The following is a 15,903-nucleotide window of genomic DNA, read 5'->3' on the forward strand; positions in this document are numbered from 1 at the left end:
TAATAACCAATAAGTTTGTTGGTTTAAGAGATATCCAGTTATCCTGAGATCAATGCTTTCTAAAATAAGTAAAGAAGCATGAGCTCTAGATTAAAGAGACGGAATGGTTGACAGATGAAACTGCTGCTGATTGAAGATGATCCGCTTATTGGGCACGGTGTTTCCCAAGCCATGTCAGAGTCCAATCAAAATATTGAATGGATTCAACAAGGTGCGGGCGCTTTGGACTTACTGAAATCTGGAGACTATGACGCCTTGCTACTTGACCTAGGGTTACCTGATCTAGATGGTTTCGAAATTTTGCGCCAAATTCGTCAAGCGGGTTTAGGTATCCCAGTTATTATCATTACTGCCCGAGATGGGGTCGACGATAGAATTAATGGACTGGACCTAGGTGCAGACGATTATCTCATCAAGCCCTTCTCAATAGCAGAATTGCAAGCACGTTTGCGCGCGATTAGCCGCCGAAACCAAGGAGCTGGTGTTCCAGTACTTGAAACCTCAAGTATGAAGTTAGATGTGAAGAACGCTACCGTCATCGTTGAAAGCGAAACATACCAACTGTCTGCTCGAGAATTCGCTTTGCTAGAAACCTTAATGATGCGAGCAGGACAAACGTTTAACCGCGAACAATTGGAATCAAAAGTTTATGGTTTGGATGATGATATCGCTAGCAACGCGATTGAGTTCATCATTCATGGTCTACGTAAAAAATTGGGCAAAGACAGCATTAAGAATATTCGAGGACTTGGTTGGATGGTGCAACCTTGAAACATTCAGCCTTAAAACACACATCCTTACAACGTGACCTTAGAAAATGGTTACTGATTTTAGTCGCCACCTTTTGCGTCGTCGGCTCTTTAATATCTTTTACTGCCGCATATATCCAAGCAAAAGAGCTCCAAGATGACCTATTGGAGCAAGTCGCCACTTGGCTACAAGCGGGTAATTCAATTAACACAAAATCACTAAGATATGATTTAGATGATGAGTCTATCGTCGTCCAATCCTTAGCAGTTACCCAGCCATTACAATTTCCAACCGATCTAGAAACGGGCCTTGGCTATGTAGATATTAATGAGGCTACTTGGCGCATTTTAGTCGTGCAACATCAAGATCAGTTGTACGCGATTGCTCAAGAGACGGATATCCGTGAAAAGCTGGCTTTAAGCAGCGCCCTCGCCTCTGCTATCCCCATGCTACTGTTATCCCTATCTTTGTTAGTTGGGCTTCAAATCATCATAAAAAGACTGTTACGGCCAATTAATCAGTTAGCAGCAGAGGTAAACCAACGGGATAGTGATGGTCTGACCCGATTACACACCGATCATGTGCCTGAAGAAATAACACCCTTTATTCATGCTATTAACCGATTAATGGGGAGAGTTGAACAAGGGATTAAACGCCAACAGCGTTTTATTGCTGATGCTGCGCACGAGTTGAGAACACCTGTCACTGGGTTAAGCATTCAAGCTGAAAATTTACAAAATAATAAACAAGCCGATGCCTCTAACTTACGTTCTGGATTAAACCGCTTACAGTCTCTGGTCGAGCAATTGTTGAACTTAGCCCGATTACAAGCTGATACCCCAATTCGAGAAGAGATCATTTCAGCGAATGAATTACTGCAAGATGTCGTTATCAGCCTGCACCCCATAGCAGATCGAAAAGCACAGGATCTTGGGGTAGAAAAAATAGAAGCTATACAGATTACAAATAGGGATAACCACTTATGGCATATTTTTCAAAACGCCATAAGCAATGCCATTGAGTATTCTCCTGAAGGAAAGACAATCAATGTTTCTCTGTATGAAGAAGACAACCAGCTTGTATTTATTGTTGATGATAATGGTCCAGGTATTGATTCCGAAACCATGAAACATGTCTTTGAGCCGTTCCATCGCGGTCGGTCCCATGCTAATAAAAGCAACGGCCTAGGTCTGGCAATCTGCGAAGAAATTTCGCGAAAAAACAGAGGAAGCTTAATTCTGAAAAACCTTGATCAAGGCGGTATGCGATTCCGTTATCAGCAGCCTTTAGCTTAGGCAGCTTAGGCAACTTAGCCGCCTAATCCTGCCCAGCTGCAAAAGAAGATAAGCTATTTCGCTTATATTTAACGCCCTAAGTCTCTCCTAAGTTTCATTATTTACCATAGTCTCATTGCCAGTATATGGCGTCATCTAAACATAGAACTATTTCTTTCAGGGCGTTGAAACTCATGACAAAAAAAGAGCTGTTAATGCTAATAGGCCTTACAGGCCTAGCTTTTGCTGAATTCTATTACATGAAAGATTTCAGCGATTCTCTATACGGCCCACCGAACATCTCTAAAGGCGAATTAGCCTTCAATATGAATTGCGCTGCGTGCCATGGTGAAAAGGGCCTCGGGGATGGGATCATGTCGAAAGCAATCGCCATCAAACCCGATAATATCTATCAGGAATTGACTGACCCATTCAGTTTTAAAGCTGAATTAATTAATTCAGTTTTGGATGGAGATATAAGCCAAGATGGGGTTATGCCGGCATTTAGAGGGGCCCTGACAGTAGAACAAATAAACGATATTTTTGGTTACATTGTCCACATCAATGAAGCCGAGTTTTAGGTTATGCATTCCAGACAAATCCACACGCCTTTGACAATCGGCTCATTCTTTATTGCATCAATCACTGGCGTCCTTATATTTTTCGAGCTTTCCTCAGGCGGCATTCGCGCCACTCATGAATGGATGAGCCTTTTATTCGTAGTCGCTTGTTCACTACATATTTATGCCAACAAGCGGCCTTTTATAAAGTATTTTGCCAGTACGCCTCTGCTCATTATCCTAGTTTCAGTTTTAAGTGGGATATCACTCTATGCTGTTTCTTTTAATGATCTGTATGCAGCAGAAGCATCCTTCCAGCTTCTAACCAATTTAGAGAGCTCTACTCTTCTTCCTATAATCGATATAAGCCATGAAGAGTTTTTAGTCAGACTAAAAACTATCGGGATAACTAAGTTAGATCCCGAGAAATCACTGTACGAGATTGCCCAACTTCACGATATGGATGTCCATGACATACTTGAGCTTTTGATCAGTCCATAATCGGAAATCTAACTCAGGACAGAATAGCACCCACAAAAAAGCGGCTCATATAGAGCCGCTTTTTTTTATGAAATCTAACTACTTGATTAAGCACTTAGCTCAAGTAGTAGTTTGTTCAAACGCGCAACATAGCTTGCAGGATCATCTAGCTGTGCACCAGCGGCCAGACCTGCTTGATCGAATAGAACAGAAGCCAGATCACCAAAGCGATCTTCGTCTGCTTCTTTATCTAGTTTTTCAATCAGCGGATGCTCAGGGTTTACCTCAAATGTTGGCTTAGTGTCTGGCACTGCCTGACCTGCTGCTTCCATAATCTGGCGCATCTGAAGACCCATATCCTGCTCACCCAGAACAAGACATGCTGGAGAATCAGTTAGACGGTTCGTGATGCGAACATCATCAACCTTTTCACCTAGGCTTGTTTTCAAGCGATCAACAAGACCTTCTAGTTCTTTAGCTGCTTCTTCCTGCTCTTTCTTCTCTTCTTCTGTTGCTGTCTCTTCTAGATCTAGCTGACCTTTAGTGACATCTTGGAAAGCTTTCTCATCGTAGTTTTGAAGCTGGCTCATCATCCAGTCATCGATACGATCAGTCATCAGCAGTACTTCGATACCTTTCTTACGGAAGATCTCCAAGTGTGGGCTGTTTTTCGCCGTATTGTAGTTATCAGCAACAACGTAGTAGATCTTGTCCTGACCTTCCTGCATACGCTCGATATACTGATCCAGAGATACATTCTGCTCTTCGCTGTCAGCATGCGTAGAAGAGAAGCGCATCAGCTTAAGGATCTTCTCACGGTTACCGTAGTCTTCCGCTGGTCCCTCTTTTAGAACCTGACCAAACTCTTTCCAGAACGCTGCGTATTTTTCTTCATTGTTCTTACCCAGTTTGATTAGCATATCCAGTACACGTTTAGTTAGTGCACTGCGTAGCTTATCCACATTGGCATCTTTCTGAAGAATCTCACGAGATACGTTTAGGGATAGATCTTTAGTGTCGACCACACCTTTCATGAATCGCAGGTATAGAGGTAAGAACTCATCCGCCTGATCCATGATAAATACACGTTGCACGTATAGCTTAAGGCCTTTTGGCGCTTCACGGTTCCACAGATCATATGGCGCACGCTCTGGTACGAACAATAGGCTAGTGTATTCCATGTTACCTTCAACGCGGTTGTGCGCCCAAGTTAATGGATTGCCAAAGTCGTGAGAGATGTGCTTGTAGAACTCTTGATACTCTTCTTCAGAGATCTCTGATTTGTTACGTGTCCACAGTGCTGTTGCACTGTTTACTGTTTCATCTTCTGGCTCTTCAGCAGCGGCTTCTTTCTCTTCACCCTCTTCACCGAAATTAGGCATCGCCTCTTTCTGCATGATCACTGGAATAGAGATATGGTCAGAGTACTTACGTACCAAACCACGAAGTGCAAAACCATCTGCAAAGCTTTCTTCACCCTCTTTTAGATGAAGCACAATGCTGGTGCCACGGCCCGCTATTTCAACTTCACCAATCGTGAATTCGCCTTCACCTTCAGATACCCAGTGAACACCCTGCTCTGCTGGCAAACCTGCTTTACGAGTGAAAACTTCTACTTTGTCTGCAACGATGAAAGAGGAGTAGAAACCAACACCGAACTGACCAATCAACTGGCTATCTTTGTTCTGATCGCCGGTTAACTGAGATAGGAATTGTGCAGTACCCGATTTAGCAATCGTACCTAGGTGTTCGATCACATCATCGCGGCTCATACCAATACCATTGTCCGCGATAGTTAGGGTTTTAGCTTCTTTATCAAAGCTGATGTTGATCTTAAGATCACCATCGTTTTCATAAAGCGCGCCATTTGAAAGCGCTTCGAAACGCAATTTTTCTGCAGCGTCAGATGCGTTAGAGATTAGCTCACGCAGAAAAATATCTTTATTTGAATACAAGGAGTGAATCATCAAATGAAGCAGTTGCTTCACTTCAGTCTGGAAACCGTGAGTTTCTGTACGCGTTTCAGTAGTCATCAACACTTATCCAATATGTCTGTTATTTCTAAAACTACAGCACTGCGCTAATGCAACAAAGCTGTAGTGGAGAACTTGCTAAACCTGAGCAAGCTCTCCGCCAATAACAGGAATATTGGGACGTGCTAAACCTTTTCAAGCGTAAAGGGAGAGGTTTTTAACTTTTATTCTCCTGCACTCATCATCAATGTTTTTAGGGTAGACGATTTAAATTCACGTCGATAAAGAACGAACACAACGCCGGCCGTCAGGCCCATAAAGATCCATGGATTGATAAACCAGCCTAAGATTGCCATACAGAAATAGTAGGTACGCAGACCAAGGTTAAAACTGTTTGCGGCCATGGATGTCATTTTGGCGATACGATTGGAGTGCGCATCCGCCTGCTGCTGAGAGATGTGCTCTTCAGGCCCCGGGGCACCACCAATCATAATAGAGACAAATCCGTACTGGCGTAGACTCCACGTAAATTTAAAGAAAGCGTAAACAAACAACGTGATCAAAAGAAGGATCTTCAATTCCCATTCCGCACGGGTTGCATGAAAGGTAAATGGAATATCCGCCACAACATCAATCGCCTGTTGGGTAGAGCCCAATATAGTCATCAAACCAGCAAGGATCAGCATGGTAGTGGATGCAAAGAAAGATACGCTACGCTCTAGATTGGCAATCGCTGTTGTATCGGCGATTCGCACATCTCGGGTGAGCATACGTGTCATCCATTCTTTTCGATACATATGTAAAACACTAGCAAGACAGGGTGTTTCATAACTGCGTTTGCGCGCGTAATACATATAGCCTTTGAAACAGATCAAAAACCATACGAGTGCCAGAAGATTAAGCCAGTTATCCATTACAAACTGGGAGATAGATGACATCTATTCGATCCTGAGTAGAAAATTAATCGTGCAATCTGAAACAACTCATTGTAAAACAAGTCACAATCAAAGGAACCCATAAATCCTTGGAAACAAGAAATCGATGTATATAGATATTGAAGCCCTCTTCTGGATAACCTTAATCATCTTTGCGATGTATCACTGGTGGCAATCTCAAAAGATTAAAGAGGTCGCACTCAGATATACCCGCAGGCAGTGTAAGGAACTTGAGTTACAGCTTCTTGATGACAATATTAACTTGAGAGGCTTTTGGCTCAAACGCGATACTAAGGGGCAGATCAGGATCTGGCGCTCATATAATTTCGAGTTTTCATCTACAGGTGATGAGCGTTATAGCGGTAGGGTCATTATTCTGGGAAAGGCGATCACTGATTTCCAGCTTGATCCCCATCGTATGCAATAAATGGGTTCCACATAACAAAAAGCCCTCGAGAAGAGATGACTCAGGGCTTTTTGTTAATACCCTACTTTAATAAGACGGGTTATTTAAACGTTTAATCATCATTGTTGATGCTGGGTGATCTGACATCATACCGCCTGCTGCTGTAGGCTCCCTTTCAAACTGTCTATTAATGGAATCCATATCTGTCATTGCATCAGGTGCGTATGTTCTAGATTGGTTAAGCAAATCACTAATAAAGATATCGCTTTGAGCAGTCTCATTCATCTCCCTCTCTGGCAGAGAATAAGCCCACATAAGAGTACGTGCTTGTGGATTTAACAAATTGTGGATCATTGCATCATGCTGCGTATGAGCAGAAGCAACATTGGGGACAATTAACGATACAACCAAAGCGGTTCCGAGTATAAGTTTCATAATCAAATACTCCGGCGTACGACCTACGCCTGTTAAAGTCTACTTTCGATCCTTCTCCTTTTCCATGACAACAAAGAGATCCTCACTCTATTATGGCAAGCTCTTGGAAGCCACCTCTCGGTGATCGGGAAGGTCGACTTCCGCTCCCTGAGCATCTTTTACTATAGTCGTAGTTAGACCGTTTAACTGACGAGGAATTCAATATGCATAAATTTCAGGCATAAAAAAAGCAAGGCCTTAGCCTTGCTTCTTTTCAAACTGAATATCAGTTAAGGATTAAACCTTAACGATGTTCTCAGCTTGTGGACCTTTCTGGCCTTGAGTTACAGTGAACTCAACTTTCTGACCTTCAGTCAAAGTTTTGAAGCCGTCGCCTTGGATCGCAGAGAAGTGAGCGAAAACGTCTGGGCCGTTTTCCTGCTCGATGAAACCAAAACCTTTTTCTTCGTTAAACCATTTAACTGTACCAGTAGTAGACATATCTATAGTCCTATAATCTTTCAGAGTAATTTTTGCCTTTTTACAGGCGGATTGTGCTGGAAGTGCTGTGATTACTTATGAAAAACAGGACGAGGTACTCATAGAACTTCGAAATGGTGTACATAAATATACGGCTTACTTTCAAGCGATCTTCATTCTATAGAGCTTACTATGTAAAGGTCAACGAATTTTTTCCCTTAAATTCAATCATTTCAATCTTATTATACAGAGATGAATGAATCGTAATATTTGAGACGTTTTTACCCCTCTTTGACTAGCTTAGAGGGGTAAAATTAGAGTTGCCGTACTATTTCTTAAAGACGGGTGGTTAACAAGTTCTGGATCATTACGAATTGTGCATCCTTCCCCACTCCTGTCTGTTTTCTCTCAACTGTAGATTTATCAGATTTAGCTACATCGCTTTTCAAATACGGAGTATTCAAATCAGCAATCATAACTTTTGATTGATCAGCTACTGAACTTCCTTCTACATTGGTCTGATGTTGGACATCAGCAGTGCGAGCAATTGGGCTTTGTAGATAGTTAATCATCTCCTCTTGTTGATCGGCAAAACTCTGTGTTGCAGGAATTAGAAGTACAGCCAATAACACACTTTTATTTAACGTTTTCATAACACACCTTTTTCTTTGGGTTTGATTTAATTAATATAAATGCATATACATGTTTTTATATTAAAAAGTTATTTAAATTTTCTTTTGTATCCAGCCACCAAGACTGATTTTCTAAACGCTGCAGCCACTCATGTAGATTGCTGTATTTCTGGATAGGGATCTCAGCCTCTCGCCAGAACATCAATGTAGAGGCAACAGAAATGTCAGCGATACTAATATCATCTGAAATCAGAAAATCCTGCCAAGACAATTGCTGATCTAAAATTTCTGCATATCTTTTAAAAGAACCATCCAGTGCAGCTAACCTCTCTTCATCTGACACTAAGCCCCAAAAAGGCCGCATCACTCGATGATGTGCAAAACCGCTACTAACAGCGCTCCATTCAGACGCTTGCCAATTCAGCCAGCGCATCACTTCAACCTCCTGTTGGAAATTTCGTGCAGACAATGACGAGTTATAAGCCTTAGCCAAATAAAACAAAATTGCGTTAGATTCCCACAGCACCATATCCTTATCCTTTAAGACGGGAATCGTGCCATTCGGGTTTAAACTCAAAAACTCCGCCCTCTTTTGCTCACCTTTATTCAAAGTGATCAGTGTTAACTCAGGTTCAATCTGTAATTCGGCCAAAATCAAGCTGATCTTGATTGCGTTACAAGTTAATGGATAAGTAAAAAGCTCCATAATTATCACCATGCATATACATGTACCTGTATGTAAAAATTAGTCCAATTTCACAACAGTATCACTCAAAGAAATAAGCTGCTGACTTAACTCTGGCCCTAATTCCTTATAGATTTTCTGTTGCGCTTTAAACCATTGCTCTCTTGCCTCTAGGAACTTAGCCTTTCCCTCTGGTGTTAGACTAAGATTTTTCTGACGTCTATCCGTCACACTAGGTATAGATGAGAGGTAACCTTCTCTAATCAATGGTTTTAAATTTCTCGTTAAGGTTGTCTGATCCAAAACCAAAATACTCTGTAGCTTTTTATTTGTAGCTACATCTAGTTCATGAACAACATATAAGATACTGAATTGCCCACCTGTTAAACCAGCCCCAGCTAAATACTGATCATAGATTCGGTTTAGAACCCTTACAGCCTTCCTCAAACTGAAGTTAATACATGGTAGCTGTTCTAGCTGCTGTATGTTGTCTTTAGTATCCATAAGATCAATTATACATGCATATGCATGATAAACAACCTTCTATATAAAAATAATTTTAAGAGGAACAAGTTAGGCAGATTCCGCCCGCCCATTCAGGAGGCGCTTCAGCATAGTGTTCAAAAGCTGAATTATCCTGCATTGGATTTTTCAGTAGAACCATCAGATCATTTACTAAAGTAAAATCACCATCTGTTGCGGATCGAATCGCCTCTTGCGCCATATAGTTACGCAAAATAAATTGAGGATTCACTGAGCGCATTTGAGCTTTTCGTATCGGTTGACTCGCAGGTTCGTTTTCTAACCGCTGCTCGTACTTCAGCAACCAAGGGGTTAAAGCTGATGGATAGCTGATCAGCTTCATCAAATTAGCGATCGATTCATCACTACCATCAAAATTAGAGAGGGTGCGGAAGAATCGATTCATATCGACATTTTGCTGCACAAATAGCTGCAGTAACTCACGCACAAGCTCATCGTCGCACTGCTCTTCTGTCTGTAAGCCTAAACGACGTCTAAATTCAGTTAGCTCTGCTTTTTTATACCGCTCGGGGTAGCTATCTAATAGCGCGATCACAACATCCTTATCAATCAATGTTAATAAAGCCTGACCTAGACAGGACAAATTCCACTGTACAATTTCTGGCTGGCGCTCAAAAGCGTAACGGCCTTTATGATCATTATGATTACTCACAAACTTCGGCTTATAAGTATCCAAGAAGCTGAACGGGCCATAATCGAATGTTTCGCCTAGCATCGACATATTGTCAGTATTTAAGACAGCATGAACAAAACCATAAGCTTGCCATTTAGCGACCAATTCAGCGCTGCGCTGAATCACCTCTTCGTACATCGCCTGATAAGGGGTTTCTGTATCTTCAAACTGAGGATAAAAACGATCAAGACAATAATCAGCCAGCACTTTTAGTTCATCATGCTGCCGAGAGTAATACAGGTATTCAAAGTGTCCAAAGCGCACATGACATTGAGTAACTCGCAGGAGTGCCGCGCAGGGTTCCATCATGCCATCACGCATCGCTTGTTCTTCACTTCCAACCAACGCCAACGCGCGAGTAGTTGGAATACCAAGACCAGACATAGCTTCACTGATCAGATACTCACGGATGCTGGAGCGAAGTACAGCTCGACCATCACCAAAACGAGAAAACGCCGTTTTGCCTGAGCCTTTCAGATGAAGATCCCAGCGCTCATCTTTACTATTTACAACCTCCCCCAGTAATAAACCACGACCATCACCGAGTTCTGGGTTATAAACCCCAAACTGGTGCCCCGTATATTTCATGGCAAGGGGCTCACTGCCCGGCAATAGTTCGTGACCACTGAAGTATTTAGCCAGATATTCAGGCTGGACACTACTTGCATCCAGATCCAGTAAAGTTGCGACTTCAGGATTAAATGCAATAAGAAAAGGAGCACGTAAGGGAGTTGGCTTTACCTGTTGATAAAACAGATTTGGCAAACGCAAGTAGCTGTTATCAAAGTTGAGATTTTCAAGCGAAGCCATGATGATAGTATCCCTTAACTTTTAGTGTAGACTCACTATTACCCTAGCATTTTACTCAGGTACTATCATCCCCTCTCTTATAAGGTTATTTTCACTGCTATGGCTAACACTTCTGACAACCCAAGTTATCAAGAGAAGATCTGGCAGATCGTTGCCGTGATTCCTGAAGGAAAAGTAGCCACTTATGGTCAGGTTGCTGAGTTGGCGGGATTACCGAAAATGGCTCGCGCAGTGGGCAAAACCCTAAGCCAACTACCTAAAGATACGAAGCTACCTTGGCATCGAGTAATTAATGCCCAAGGTAAGATATCTTTCCCGCAAGATAGTGAAGCTTATCTTCGTCAGAAGGAACGATTAGAAAATGAAGGAATAAGCCTAATCAAAGGTAAGATCAGGCTCAAAGATTATCGCTGGCAGCCTTAAAAATGCAGTACCGCTATTTTTAATGGGTGTTGTCCGTCAGCAGACGGAAAATCAATTTCAGGTTGTAGCAACTCATAATCCACAACAGGCTGTCCTGCTTTATTTGCACAACGCTTAACCAGATCTAGCCACTCACCCATCTCTACTTTGGCAACATTATTAGTACACACCAAAGTTCCACCGGGTTTCGTCGATAAGATGGATGGTTTTAAAACGCTTTGATAATCACGGATCAAATCCACAGTACCAAAAGGACTTTTCGCCCAACGCGGTGGGTCTAGATAGACCAGATCAAACTGCTGCTCATCAAGCTTAAGATACTGACGAGGTTTCTGACCTCTCTTTACACGCTGCTTAATCGGAATGCCTGCAAACTGTTTCGCTGCGGTAAAGAAGTCGCTCTGTATAAACTCAATACGATCTTCAGAGAGCTGATTAAGCTTGGCATTCTCTCTACCTACATCTAGGTTCCGCTCGGCAAAGTCGACATTCACCACTTTAGATGCGCCCGCAGCTGCTGCACAAACACCGACACCGCAGGTATAGGAGAATAAGTTCAAGACAGACTTATCTGTTGCATGTTCTTGAACGTAACGACGACCAACACGCATGTCTAGAAATAACAAAGGATCTTGACCGGCATGTTTACCTCTCACACGGTAATTAATACCTAGCTCCTGACCGACGAGTTCTAATCCGCGTTTGTTATGCTCATCTTCACGACGAGAGTTACGCGCGCTGCGATCGTTATATACCACCTCTTCTATATCAAATAGAGACGCGTAATGGTCACTGATTAGGTCAACTTGGTCAGCTGATAAAGCCTCGTGGAACGTCTGGATTAACAGCTGCGGGCCATAACGATCAATAGTTAAACCGGATGCACCCTCATTCGTACCATGAAACAGACGATAACAGTTGGTATTTTCAGCATGCAACGCAGGTAATAAATCAGCACGTGCTAAATCAGCATGCTTTAACAGAGAAGTAAGATCCGACATTTGAACGTCCATAAGCAGTGAAGCGCTGCATTGTACCTCTTCACTTACCTATCAGCTAAGTATTTATCGATCTGTTCGACACCAGCAATCGGCTAGGTGATCATCAACTAATCCTACAGCTTGCATATAGGCATAGATGATTGTTGAGCCTACAAACGACATACCACGTTTTTTAAGATCTTTCGAAACCGCATCACTGATCTCAGTAGTCACTGGCACTTCTTCAAATTTCTGCCAATGATTCACAACCTGTGTGTTATCGACATAGGCCCACAGATAATTGGAGAACGAGCCAAATTCCTTCTGTATCGCTCGGAAAGCTAGTGCATTTTTACGTGCGGAATAGATCTTAAGCTTATTGCGGATGATGTCTGGGTTTTCACGAAGCGCTTCCAACTCTGCGTCAGTCATATTCATAACTTTTTCGACATCAAAGTTATAAAAGGCTTTACGATACCCTTCCCTTTTACGCAAAACCGTTTCCCAGCTTAAGCCAGCTTGTGCCCCTTCAAGGATCAACATCTCAAAGAGCTTTCGATCATCGTGTTCAGGAATGCCCCACTCATTATCATGATAATCCGCATAAAACTCTTGTCCCGGTTTATTACCAAAACAACGCTTTTTGCCATCTCTCTCAGATACTTTCATATGATTTCCAATTAGATCGTTAATAGCGACCAGACTCTTAAAAACGCCCTAACTCTGCCATCTTCGCTACAACAGCCGAAAATTCCGGCTTATTCTGTAAAATTTCAGTTTGAGTCAAACCTTCAAGTTCATGAGGAAACACTAACCAATCATGACTTTTATGCACATAAAAATCAGGTTCTGAATCTGTTTGGTTATTCTCTGGTTTGTAATAGGGGGTAGCGATTCTGATTTCTGGCGTATTTTTCTTACAAGCGGCTTTAATCTCTTTGATCGTCTCAGCAATACTTAAACCGGAATCATGCACATCATCAACAATAAGCAATGAGTCTTCAGACTCTAAGCGTTTAATAAGGTAAGTTAGGCCATGTACTTTGATCTGTCGGCTGCGCTCACCTATACCGGTGTAAGATGAGGTTCGTATCGCTATATGGTCAGACTGAACTCCAAGACATGCTAACACTTCCTGTACAGAGATCCCGACGGGTGCCCCTCCTCGCCAAACACCGACGATGTAATCGGGGCGGAAACCACTTTCAAAAATCTGCAGCGCCATCTGGGTAGAGTCTTCCAGTAATTGTTGAGCGCTTATGTAAACCTTATTCATCCGACCTTATTCACCCACTAAAAAATATGAGGAGTATCATAGCCTTTCATTTTCTGGGTGACGATCACGGCATTCACTATTTATAGCAGTATTCATATGCCAAAAACAAAAAAAGCCACATACTGATGTGGCTTTTTGAAGTTTACGATCAAGTTTAACGCTGAATATCTAACTGCCTTAGACGATCGATCGCTTCTACTTCACGATCAATATGATCCATCTCTGATTCAACATCAGAGATGTAATCAATGCTATCGCGTACTTGTTGATCTGCTTGCGTAGAGGACTCAACTAAACTCTGCATCTCAGTACTTAAGTTCTTCGAACTATCTGAGATCTGCACCATAAACTCTTCAGTATCGGTGATTGTTTCACGGATGGAGCTTATAGAGCTTGTTACCGCATCAACTGTTTTACCTGTTTGATCCAAGCTTTGCTGGGTATTATGAGAAAGCTGACGTACTTCATCCGCTACTACGGCAAACCCGCGACCAGCTTCACCGGCTCGTGCTGCCTCAATTGCAGCATTCAATGCCAACAGGTTGGTTTGATCCGCAATGCCCGAGATAACGTTCAAGATGGATAACACTTCTTCTGAATTATGTTTCAGATCTTCAACCTTCGTGTGCAGCGCCTGACGATCACTGCTCTGAGTTTCTATATCTTGCGAGAAACCAAGGAATCTTCGCTGGATATCATTCAACACACTACCTGTACTTTGTGCATATCCTGCAACTTGACCAAAGCTATCGACCATTTTTCGTAACAATGGACGATATTCACCCATGCATTCAACGAGGTTACTTTGAAGTTGGTTAATCTGCTCCAAACTATTGATACGAGAATTTAAGAAGTATTGACGGAAATTACTGTAGTGGAACGGAAACTTATCCGCATACTCATCTTTGAACTGTTCGCCTGGCTGTACTTTAAAAAAGAACAACGCAGTTAGCGTTTGGTTCATATGTACACCCAGCAGCTCACCAAAAGTCGAGAAGCCCGCTACTTTGATATCGTCAAAATCATGCACTTGCGACAAATTCATCGCATTGTTTAAACGACGTAAAACACAATCATTTGCTAACATCGCTACAGGCTTGCCTGGTTTGCCATGCATAAAGTTACGGAAAGATTGACTCGTACTTTGTGCAAAGTCCTTCGCCTTAACCAAAAATAGACGATCACCAAAGTCTAAGTCACAGAAGAAAGCGATACTACCATCAGCTTCGTTTATACCTGCGATAGAACGTACGAACAGCTCACCACCAATCTCTACCGCAAATGAGTAGCCATTCAAAGCATCACCTAAGTTAGATGCCGAACAGTTAAAGTGTTCACATAGCAGATCAACAATGCTGGTTAGCTGATAGTTGCCATCCTTAATAACAGATTTAACTACACGAGAATGTACATCGGATTCTGCAATAACAAAGGAGGTAGGCGTTTTTTCAAAGTTATGAGACTTAAACACTCCATAACGAGTATTTTCAGCTAACTTAACAAAGATCACTACAGCTTGGTTATGTGCGACGCGATCGCCGTCATAAACCAACGCTTGCTGGAAATCTAACTTACCGCCAGCTGATCCCCCAACGAAATAACATGGAAATTCACCACTTTCATACAAACCTTGCATGAAAAAGTTTTCACTTGCTGATAAGCCATCGAAGAATGTCAACGCTAACGTATCTTGATAGTTAATGTCGAAAGGTACATTAACGCGACTAAATTCTGAGGTAAGTTTATTAACACGCTCTTTGCGCGTCATCGTTACATTGCCAGATCTAATATCTTCACAATGAAGAGGAATAGAACTTATATGAACATCCGCGAAAACAGCCTGACTATAGCTTTGAACTACAATGTGATCCCAATGATTATCAGCGTCGTGGTAAAGGCTAGCACCGCAGGAACTCAATTCCCCCGCAGTCATGATACCGACAACTTTAGAGACATCTGGCAAAGCAGATTTTAGCTGGCGAACAGTCCCTTCAAAATCCAAATGCGGTGAGATAAAGGCTAAAACAAGTGCAGTAGATGAGCCTTGGAAATTCAAAGATTCTAGGTTTTGTTGAGATATCTCTCTACTACTTAGGGACTTAACCTTAATGACATCGCTATCAGCAACAGTGTTTTTTGAGGTTTTATTACGGCCAAACCAAGACATTCTACTTCCACCCTTTTGCGAAAAAACGCCGCTATTTTTCTTAGAAAAAAGACGTTTCAGCAATATATAACTACAAATCTTTACAGACTTTTCTGAACTTTATCGAATTAAAGCTATTCAAGGGGCTTTTAAACAACCGCGACAGAACAAAACGATACTTAAGCAGCACCCAAACAAACCCAAAGCACTAGTAAGTTATAGATCCTTACTCTCTTTTCGTAAAGTAACCATAAGTAATCAAAGGGTTTTATTGAGAGGGGAAAGCAATAAATAATTCATCGCATTAAACACGATAAAACAAATAGGTATTGTTACTAGAGCTTTATCCAAGAGGGAAGCTACGAATTATGCATAAAGCCCTATCCTCCTTTTCCATATTGCTCTTTAACACTAGGAGCGGATTCTTAAAAAAGGTGGTTATTCAATCGATACTCATTCACTA

18 protein-coding genes are annotated in these 15,903 nt (G+C 42.0%); 6 read left to right on the top strand and 12 right to left on the bottom strand.

All coding sequences use genetic code 11. From position 1 onward, the window contains the following. Positions 1-114 precede the first annotated feature (114 nt). From ACMXYR_RS11045 to ACMXYR_RS11060, 4 genes are all read left to right on the top strand, one after another. Positions 115-771 carry a response regulator gene (locus tag ACMXYR_RS11045; RefSeq protein ID WP_415901610.1) on the top strand — a complete coding sequence of 219 codons (657 nt, stop codon included), beginning with the start codon at positions 115-117 and terminating at the stop codon, positions 769-771. Then, positions 768-2,045 carry a sensor histidine kinase gene (locus ACMXYR_RS11050; protein ID WP_415901611.1) on the top strand — a complete coding sequence of 426 codons (1,278 nt, stop codon included), beginning with the start codon at positions 768-770 and terminating at the stop codon, positions 2,043-2,045. Before ACMXYR_RS11045 ends, ACMXYR_RS11050 begins: the two co-directional genes overlap by 4 nt. Before the next feature lie 173 nt (positions 2,046-2,218). After that, on the top strand, positions 2,219-2,605 hold the full coding sequence (locus ACMXYR_RS11055) for a c-type cytochrome (RefSeq protein ID WP_415901612.1): 387 nt from the start codon (positions 2,219-2,221) through the stop codon (positions 2,603-2,605). Positions 2,606-2,608: 3 nt separating this feature from the next. After that, positions 2,609-3,085: a DUF4405 domain-containing protein gene (locus ACMXYR_RS11060; protein WP_415901613.1), complete on the top strand. Its 477-nt coding sequence runs from the start codon at positions 2,609-2,611 to the stop codon at positions 3,083-3,085. Between the two features lie 86 nt (positions 3,086-3,171). Here ACMXYR_RS11060 and htpG read toward each other — a convergent pair whose 3' ends face one another. After that, entirely contained in the window at positions 3,172-5,097 is a 1,926-nt protein-coding gene (gene htpG, locus ACMXYR_RS11065; RefSeq protein WP_415901614.1) for a molecular chaperone HtpG, read from the bottom strand. A 164-nt stretch (positions 5,098-5,261) separates the two neighbouring features. Further along, positions 5,262-5,975 (bottom strand): DUF599 domain-containing protein, encoded by a 714-nt coding sequence (locus ACMXYR_RS11070; RefSeq protein WP_415901615.1) that lies wholly within the window; start codon positions 5,973-5,975, stop codon positions 5,262-5,264. A gap of 103 nt (positions 5,976-6,078) precedes the next feature. On the opposite strand from ACMXYR_RS11070, the gene ACMXYR_RS11075 reads away from it, so the two are divergent. Then, positions 6,079-6,399, top strand: a complete 321-nt coding sequence (locus ACMXYR_RS11075) for a DUF3301 domain-containing protein (protein ID WP_415901616.1) — start codon at positions 6,079-6,081, stop codon at positions 6,397-6,399. Positions 6,400-6,465: 66 nt separating this feature from the next. On the opposite strand, the gene ACMXYR_RS11080 is transcribed toward ACMXYR_RS11075, so the two are convergent. From ACMXYR_RS11080 to ACMXYR_RS11105, 6 genes are all read right to left on the bottom strand, one after another. Beyond that, positions 6,466-6,813: a hypothetical protein gene (locus tag ACMXYR_RS11080; RefSeq protein ID WP_415901617.1), complete on the bottom strand. Its 348-nt coding sequence runs from the start codon at positions 6,811-6,813 to the stop codon at positions 6,466-6,468. A gap of 276 nt (positions 6,814-7,089) precedes the next feature. Next, positions 7,090-7,293, bottom strand: a complete 204-nt coding sequence (locus tag ACMXYR_RS11085) for a cold-shock protein (protein ID WP_415883947.1) — start codon at positions 7,291-7,293, stop codon at positions 7,090-7,092. A gap of 314 nt (positions 7,294-7,607) precedes the next feature. Then, positions 7,608-7,925: a hypothetical protein gene (locus ACMXYR_RS11090; protein WP_415901618.1), complete on the bottom strand. Its 318-nt coding sequence runs from the start codon at positions 7,923-7,925 to the stop codon at positions 7,608-7,610. Between the two features lie 55 nt (positions 7,926-7,980). Next, positions 7,981-8,610, bottom strand: a complete 630-nt coding sequence (locus ACMXYR_RS11095) for a glutathione S-transferase family protein (protein ID WP_415901619.1) — start codon at positions 8,608-8,610, stop codon at positions 7,981-7,983. Between the two features lie 39 nt (positions 8,611-8,649). Next, positions 8,650-9,093, bottom strand: coding sequence for a MarR family winged helix-turn-helix transcriptional regulator (locus ACMXYR_RS11100; protein ID WP_415901620.1), 444 nt, complete (start codon positions 9,091-9,093; stop codon positions 8,650-8,652). A gap of 55 nt (positions 9,094-9,148) precedes the next feature. Further along, positions 9,149-10,615, bottom strand: coding sequence for a protein adenylyltransferase SelO (locus ACMXYR_RS11105; protein ID WP_415901621.1), 1,467 nt, complete (start codon positions 10,613-10,615; stop codon positions 9,149-9,151). A gap of 99 nt (positions 10,616-10,714) precedes the next feature. Between ACMXYR_RS11105 and ACMXYR_RS11110 the strand changes: the two genes are divergently transcribed. Beyond that, the gene (locus ACMXYR_RS11110; protein WP_415901622.1) at positions 10,715-11,038 is read left to right on the top strand and encodes an MGMT family protein; all 324 of its coding nucleotides are present in this window, start codon (positions 10,715-10,717) and stop codon (positions 11,036-11,038) included. Here ACMXYR_RS11110 and ACMXYR_RS11115 read toward each other — a convergent pair. From ACMXYR_RS11115 to ACMXYR_RS11130, 4 genes are all read right to left on the bottom strand, one after another. Beyond that, complete coding sequence (locus ACMXYR_RS11115) at positions 11,035-12,039, bottom strand: class I SAM-dependent rRNA methyltransferase (RefSeq protein ID WP_415901623.1); 1,005 nt, start codon at positions 12,037-12,039, stop codon at positions 11,035-11,037. The two genes, ACMXYR_RS11110 and ACMXYR_RS11115, sit on opposite strands and share 4 nt — an antisense overlap. Positions 12,040-12,102: 63 nt before the next feature. Continuing rightward, entirely contained in the window at positions 12,103-12,687 is a 585-nt protein-coding gene (locus ACMXYR_RS11120) for a DNA-3-methyladenine glycosylase I (RefSeq protein WP_415901624.1), read from the bottom strand. 37 nt (positions 12,688-12,724) lie between these two features. Then, on the bottom strand, positions 12,725-13,294 hold the full coding sequence (locus ACMXYR_RS11125) for a phosphoribosyltransferase (RefSeq protein ID WP_415901625.1): 570 nt from the start codon (positions 13,292-13,294) through the stop codon (positions 12,725-12,727). Between the two features lie 154 nt (positions 13,295-13,448). Continuing rightward, positions 13,449-15,461, bottom strand: coding sequence for a methyl-accepting chemotaxis protein (locus ACMXYR_RS11130; protein WP_415901626.1), 2,013 nt, complete (start codon positions 15,459-15,461; stop codon positions 13,449-13,451). Between the last annotated feature and the right edge of the window lie 442 nt (positions 15,462-15,903).

Source organism: Neptuniibacter sp. QD29_5 (assembly GCF_047778125.1).
Taxonomy (GTDB): Bacteria; Pseudomonadota; Gammaproteobacteria; order Pseudomonadales; family Balneatricaceae; genus Neptuniibacter.

Excerpts from the sequence above, each read along its gene's own strand:
- ACMXYR_RS11045 (WP_415901610.1), top strand. The coding sequence starts at position 115 with ATGAAACTGCTGCTGATTGAAGATGATCCGCTTATTGGGCACGGTGTT.
- ACMXYR_RS11055 (WP_415901612.1), top strand. The coding sequence starts at position 2,219 with ATGACAAAAAAAGAGCTGTTAATGCTAATAGGCCTTACAGGCCTAGCT.
- ACMXYR_RS11060 (WP_415901613.1), top strand. The coding sequence starts at position 2,609 with ATGCATTCCAGACAAATCCACACGCCTTTGACAATCGGCTCATTCTTT.
- htpG (WP_415901614.1), bottom strand. The coding sequence starts at position 5,097 with ATGACTACTGAAACGCGTACAGAAACTCACGGTTTCCAGACTGAAGTG.
- ACMXYR_RS11070 (WP_415901615.1), bottom strand. The coding sequence starts at position 5,975 with ATGTCATCTATCTCCCAGTTTGTAATGGATAACTGGCTTAATCTTCTG.
- ACMXYR_RS11075 (WP_415901616.1), top strand. The coding sequence starts at position 6,079 with ATGTATATAGATATTGAAGCCCTCTTCTGGATAACCTTAATCATCTTT.
- ACMXYR_RS11080 (WP_415901617.1), bottom strand. The coding sequence starts at position 6,813 with ATGAAACTTATACTCGGAACCGCTTTGGTTGTATCGTTAATTGTCCCC.
- ACMXYR_RS11085 (WP_415883947.1), bottom strand. The coding sequence starts at position 7,293 with ATGTCTACTACTGGTACAGTTAAATGGTTTAACGAAGAAAAAGGTTTT.
- ACMXYR_RS11090 (WP_415901618.1), bottom strand. The coding sequence starts at position 7,925 with ATGAAAACGTTAAATAAAAGTGTGTTATTGGCTGTACTTCTAATTCCT.
- ACMXYR_RS11095 (WP_415901619.1), bottom strand. The coding sequence starts at position 8,610 with ATGGAGCTTTTTACTTATCCATTAACTTGTAACGCAATCAAGATCAGC.
- ACMXYR_RS11100 (WP_415901620.1), bottom strand. The coding sequence starts at position 9,093 with ATGGATACTAAAGACAACATACAGCAGCTAGAACAGCTACCATGTATT.
- ACMXYR_RS11105 (WP_415901621.1), bottom strand. The coding sequence starts at position 10,615 with ATGGCTTCGCTTGAAAATCTCAACTTTGATAACAGCTACTTGCGTTTG.
- ACMXYR_RS11110 (WP_415901622.1), top strand. The coding sequence starts at position 10,715 with ATGGCTAACACTTCTGACAACCCAAGTTATCAAGAGAAGATCTGGCAG.
- ACMXYR_RS11115 (WP_415901623.1), bottom strand. The coding sequence starts at position 12,039 with ATGTCGGATCTTACTTCTCTGTTAAAGCATGCTGATTTAGCACGTGCT.
- ACMXYR_RS11120 (WP_415901624.1), bottom strand. The coding sequence starts at position 12,687 with ATGAAAGTATCTGAGAGAGATGGCAAAAAGCGTTGTTTTGGTAATAAA.
- ACMXYR_RS11125 (WP_415901625.1), bottom strand. The coding sequence starts at position 13,294 with ATGAATAAGGTTTACATAAGCGCTCAACAATTACTGGAAGACTCTACC.
- ACMXYR_RS11130 (WP_415901626.1), bottom strand. The coding sequence starts at position 15,461 with ATGTCTTGGTTTGGCCGTAATAAAACCTCAAAAAACACTGTTGCTGAT.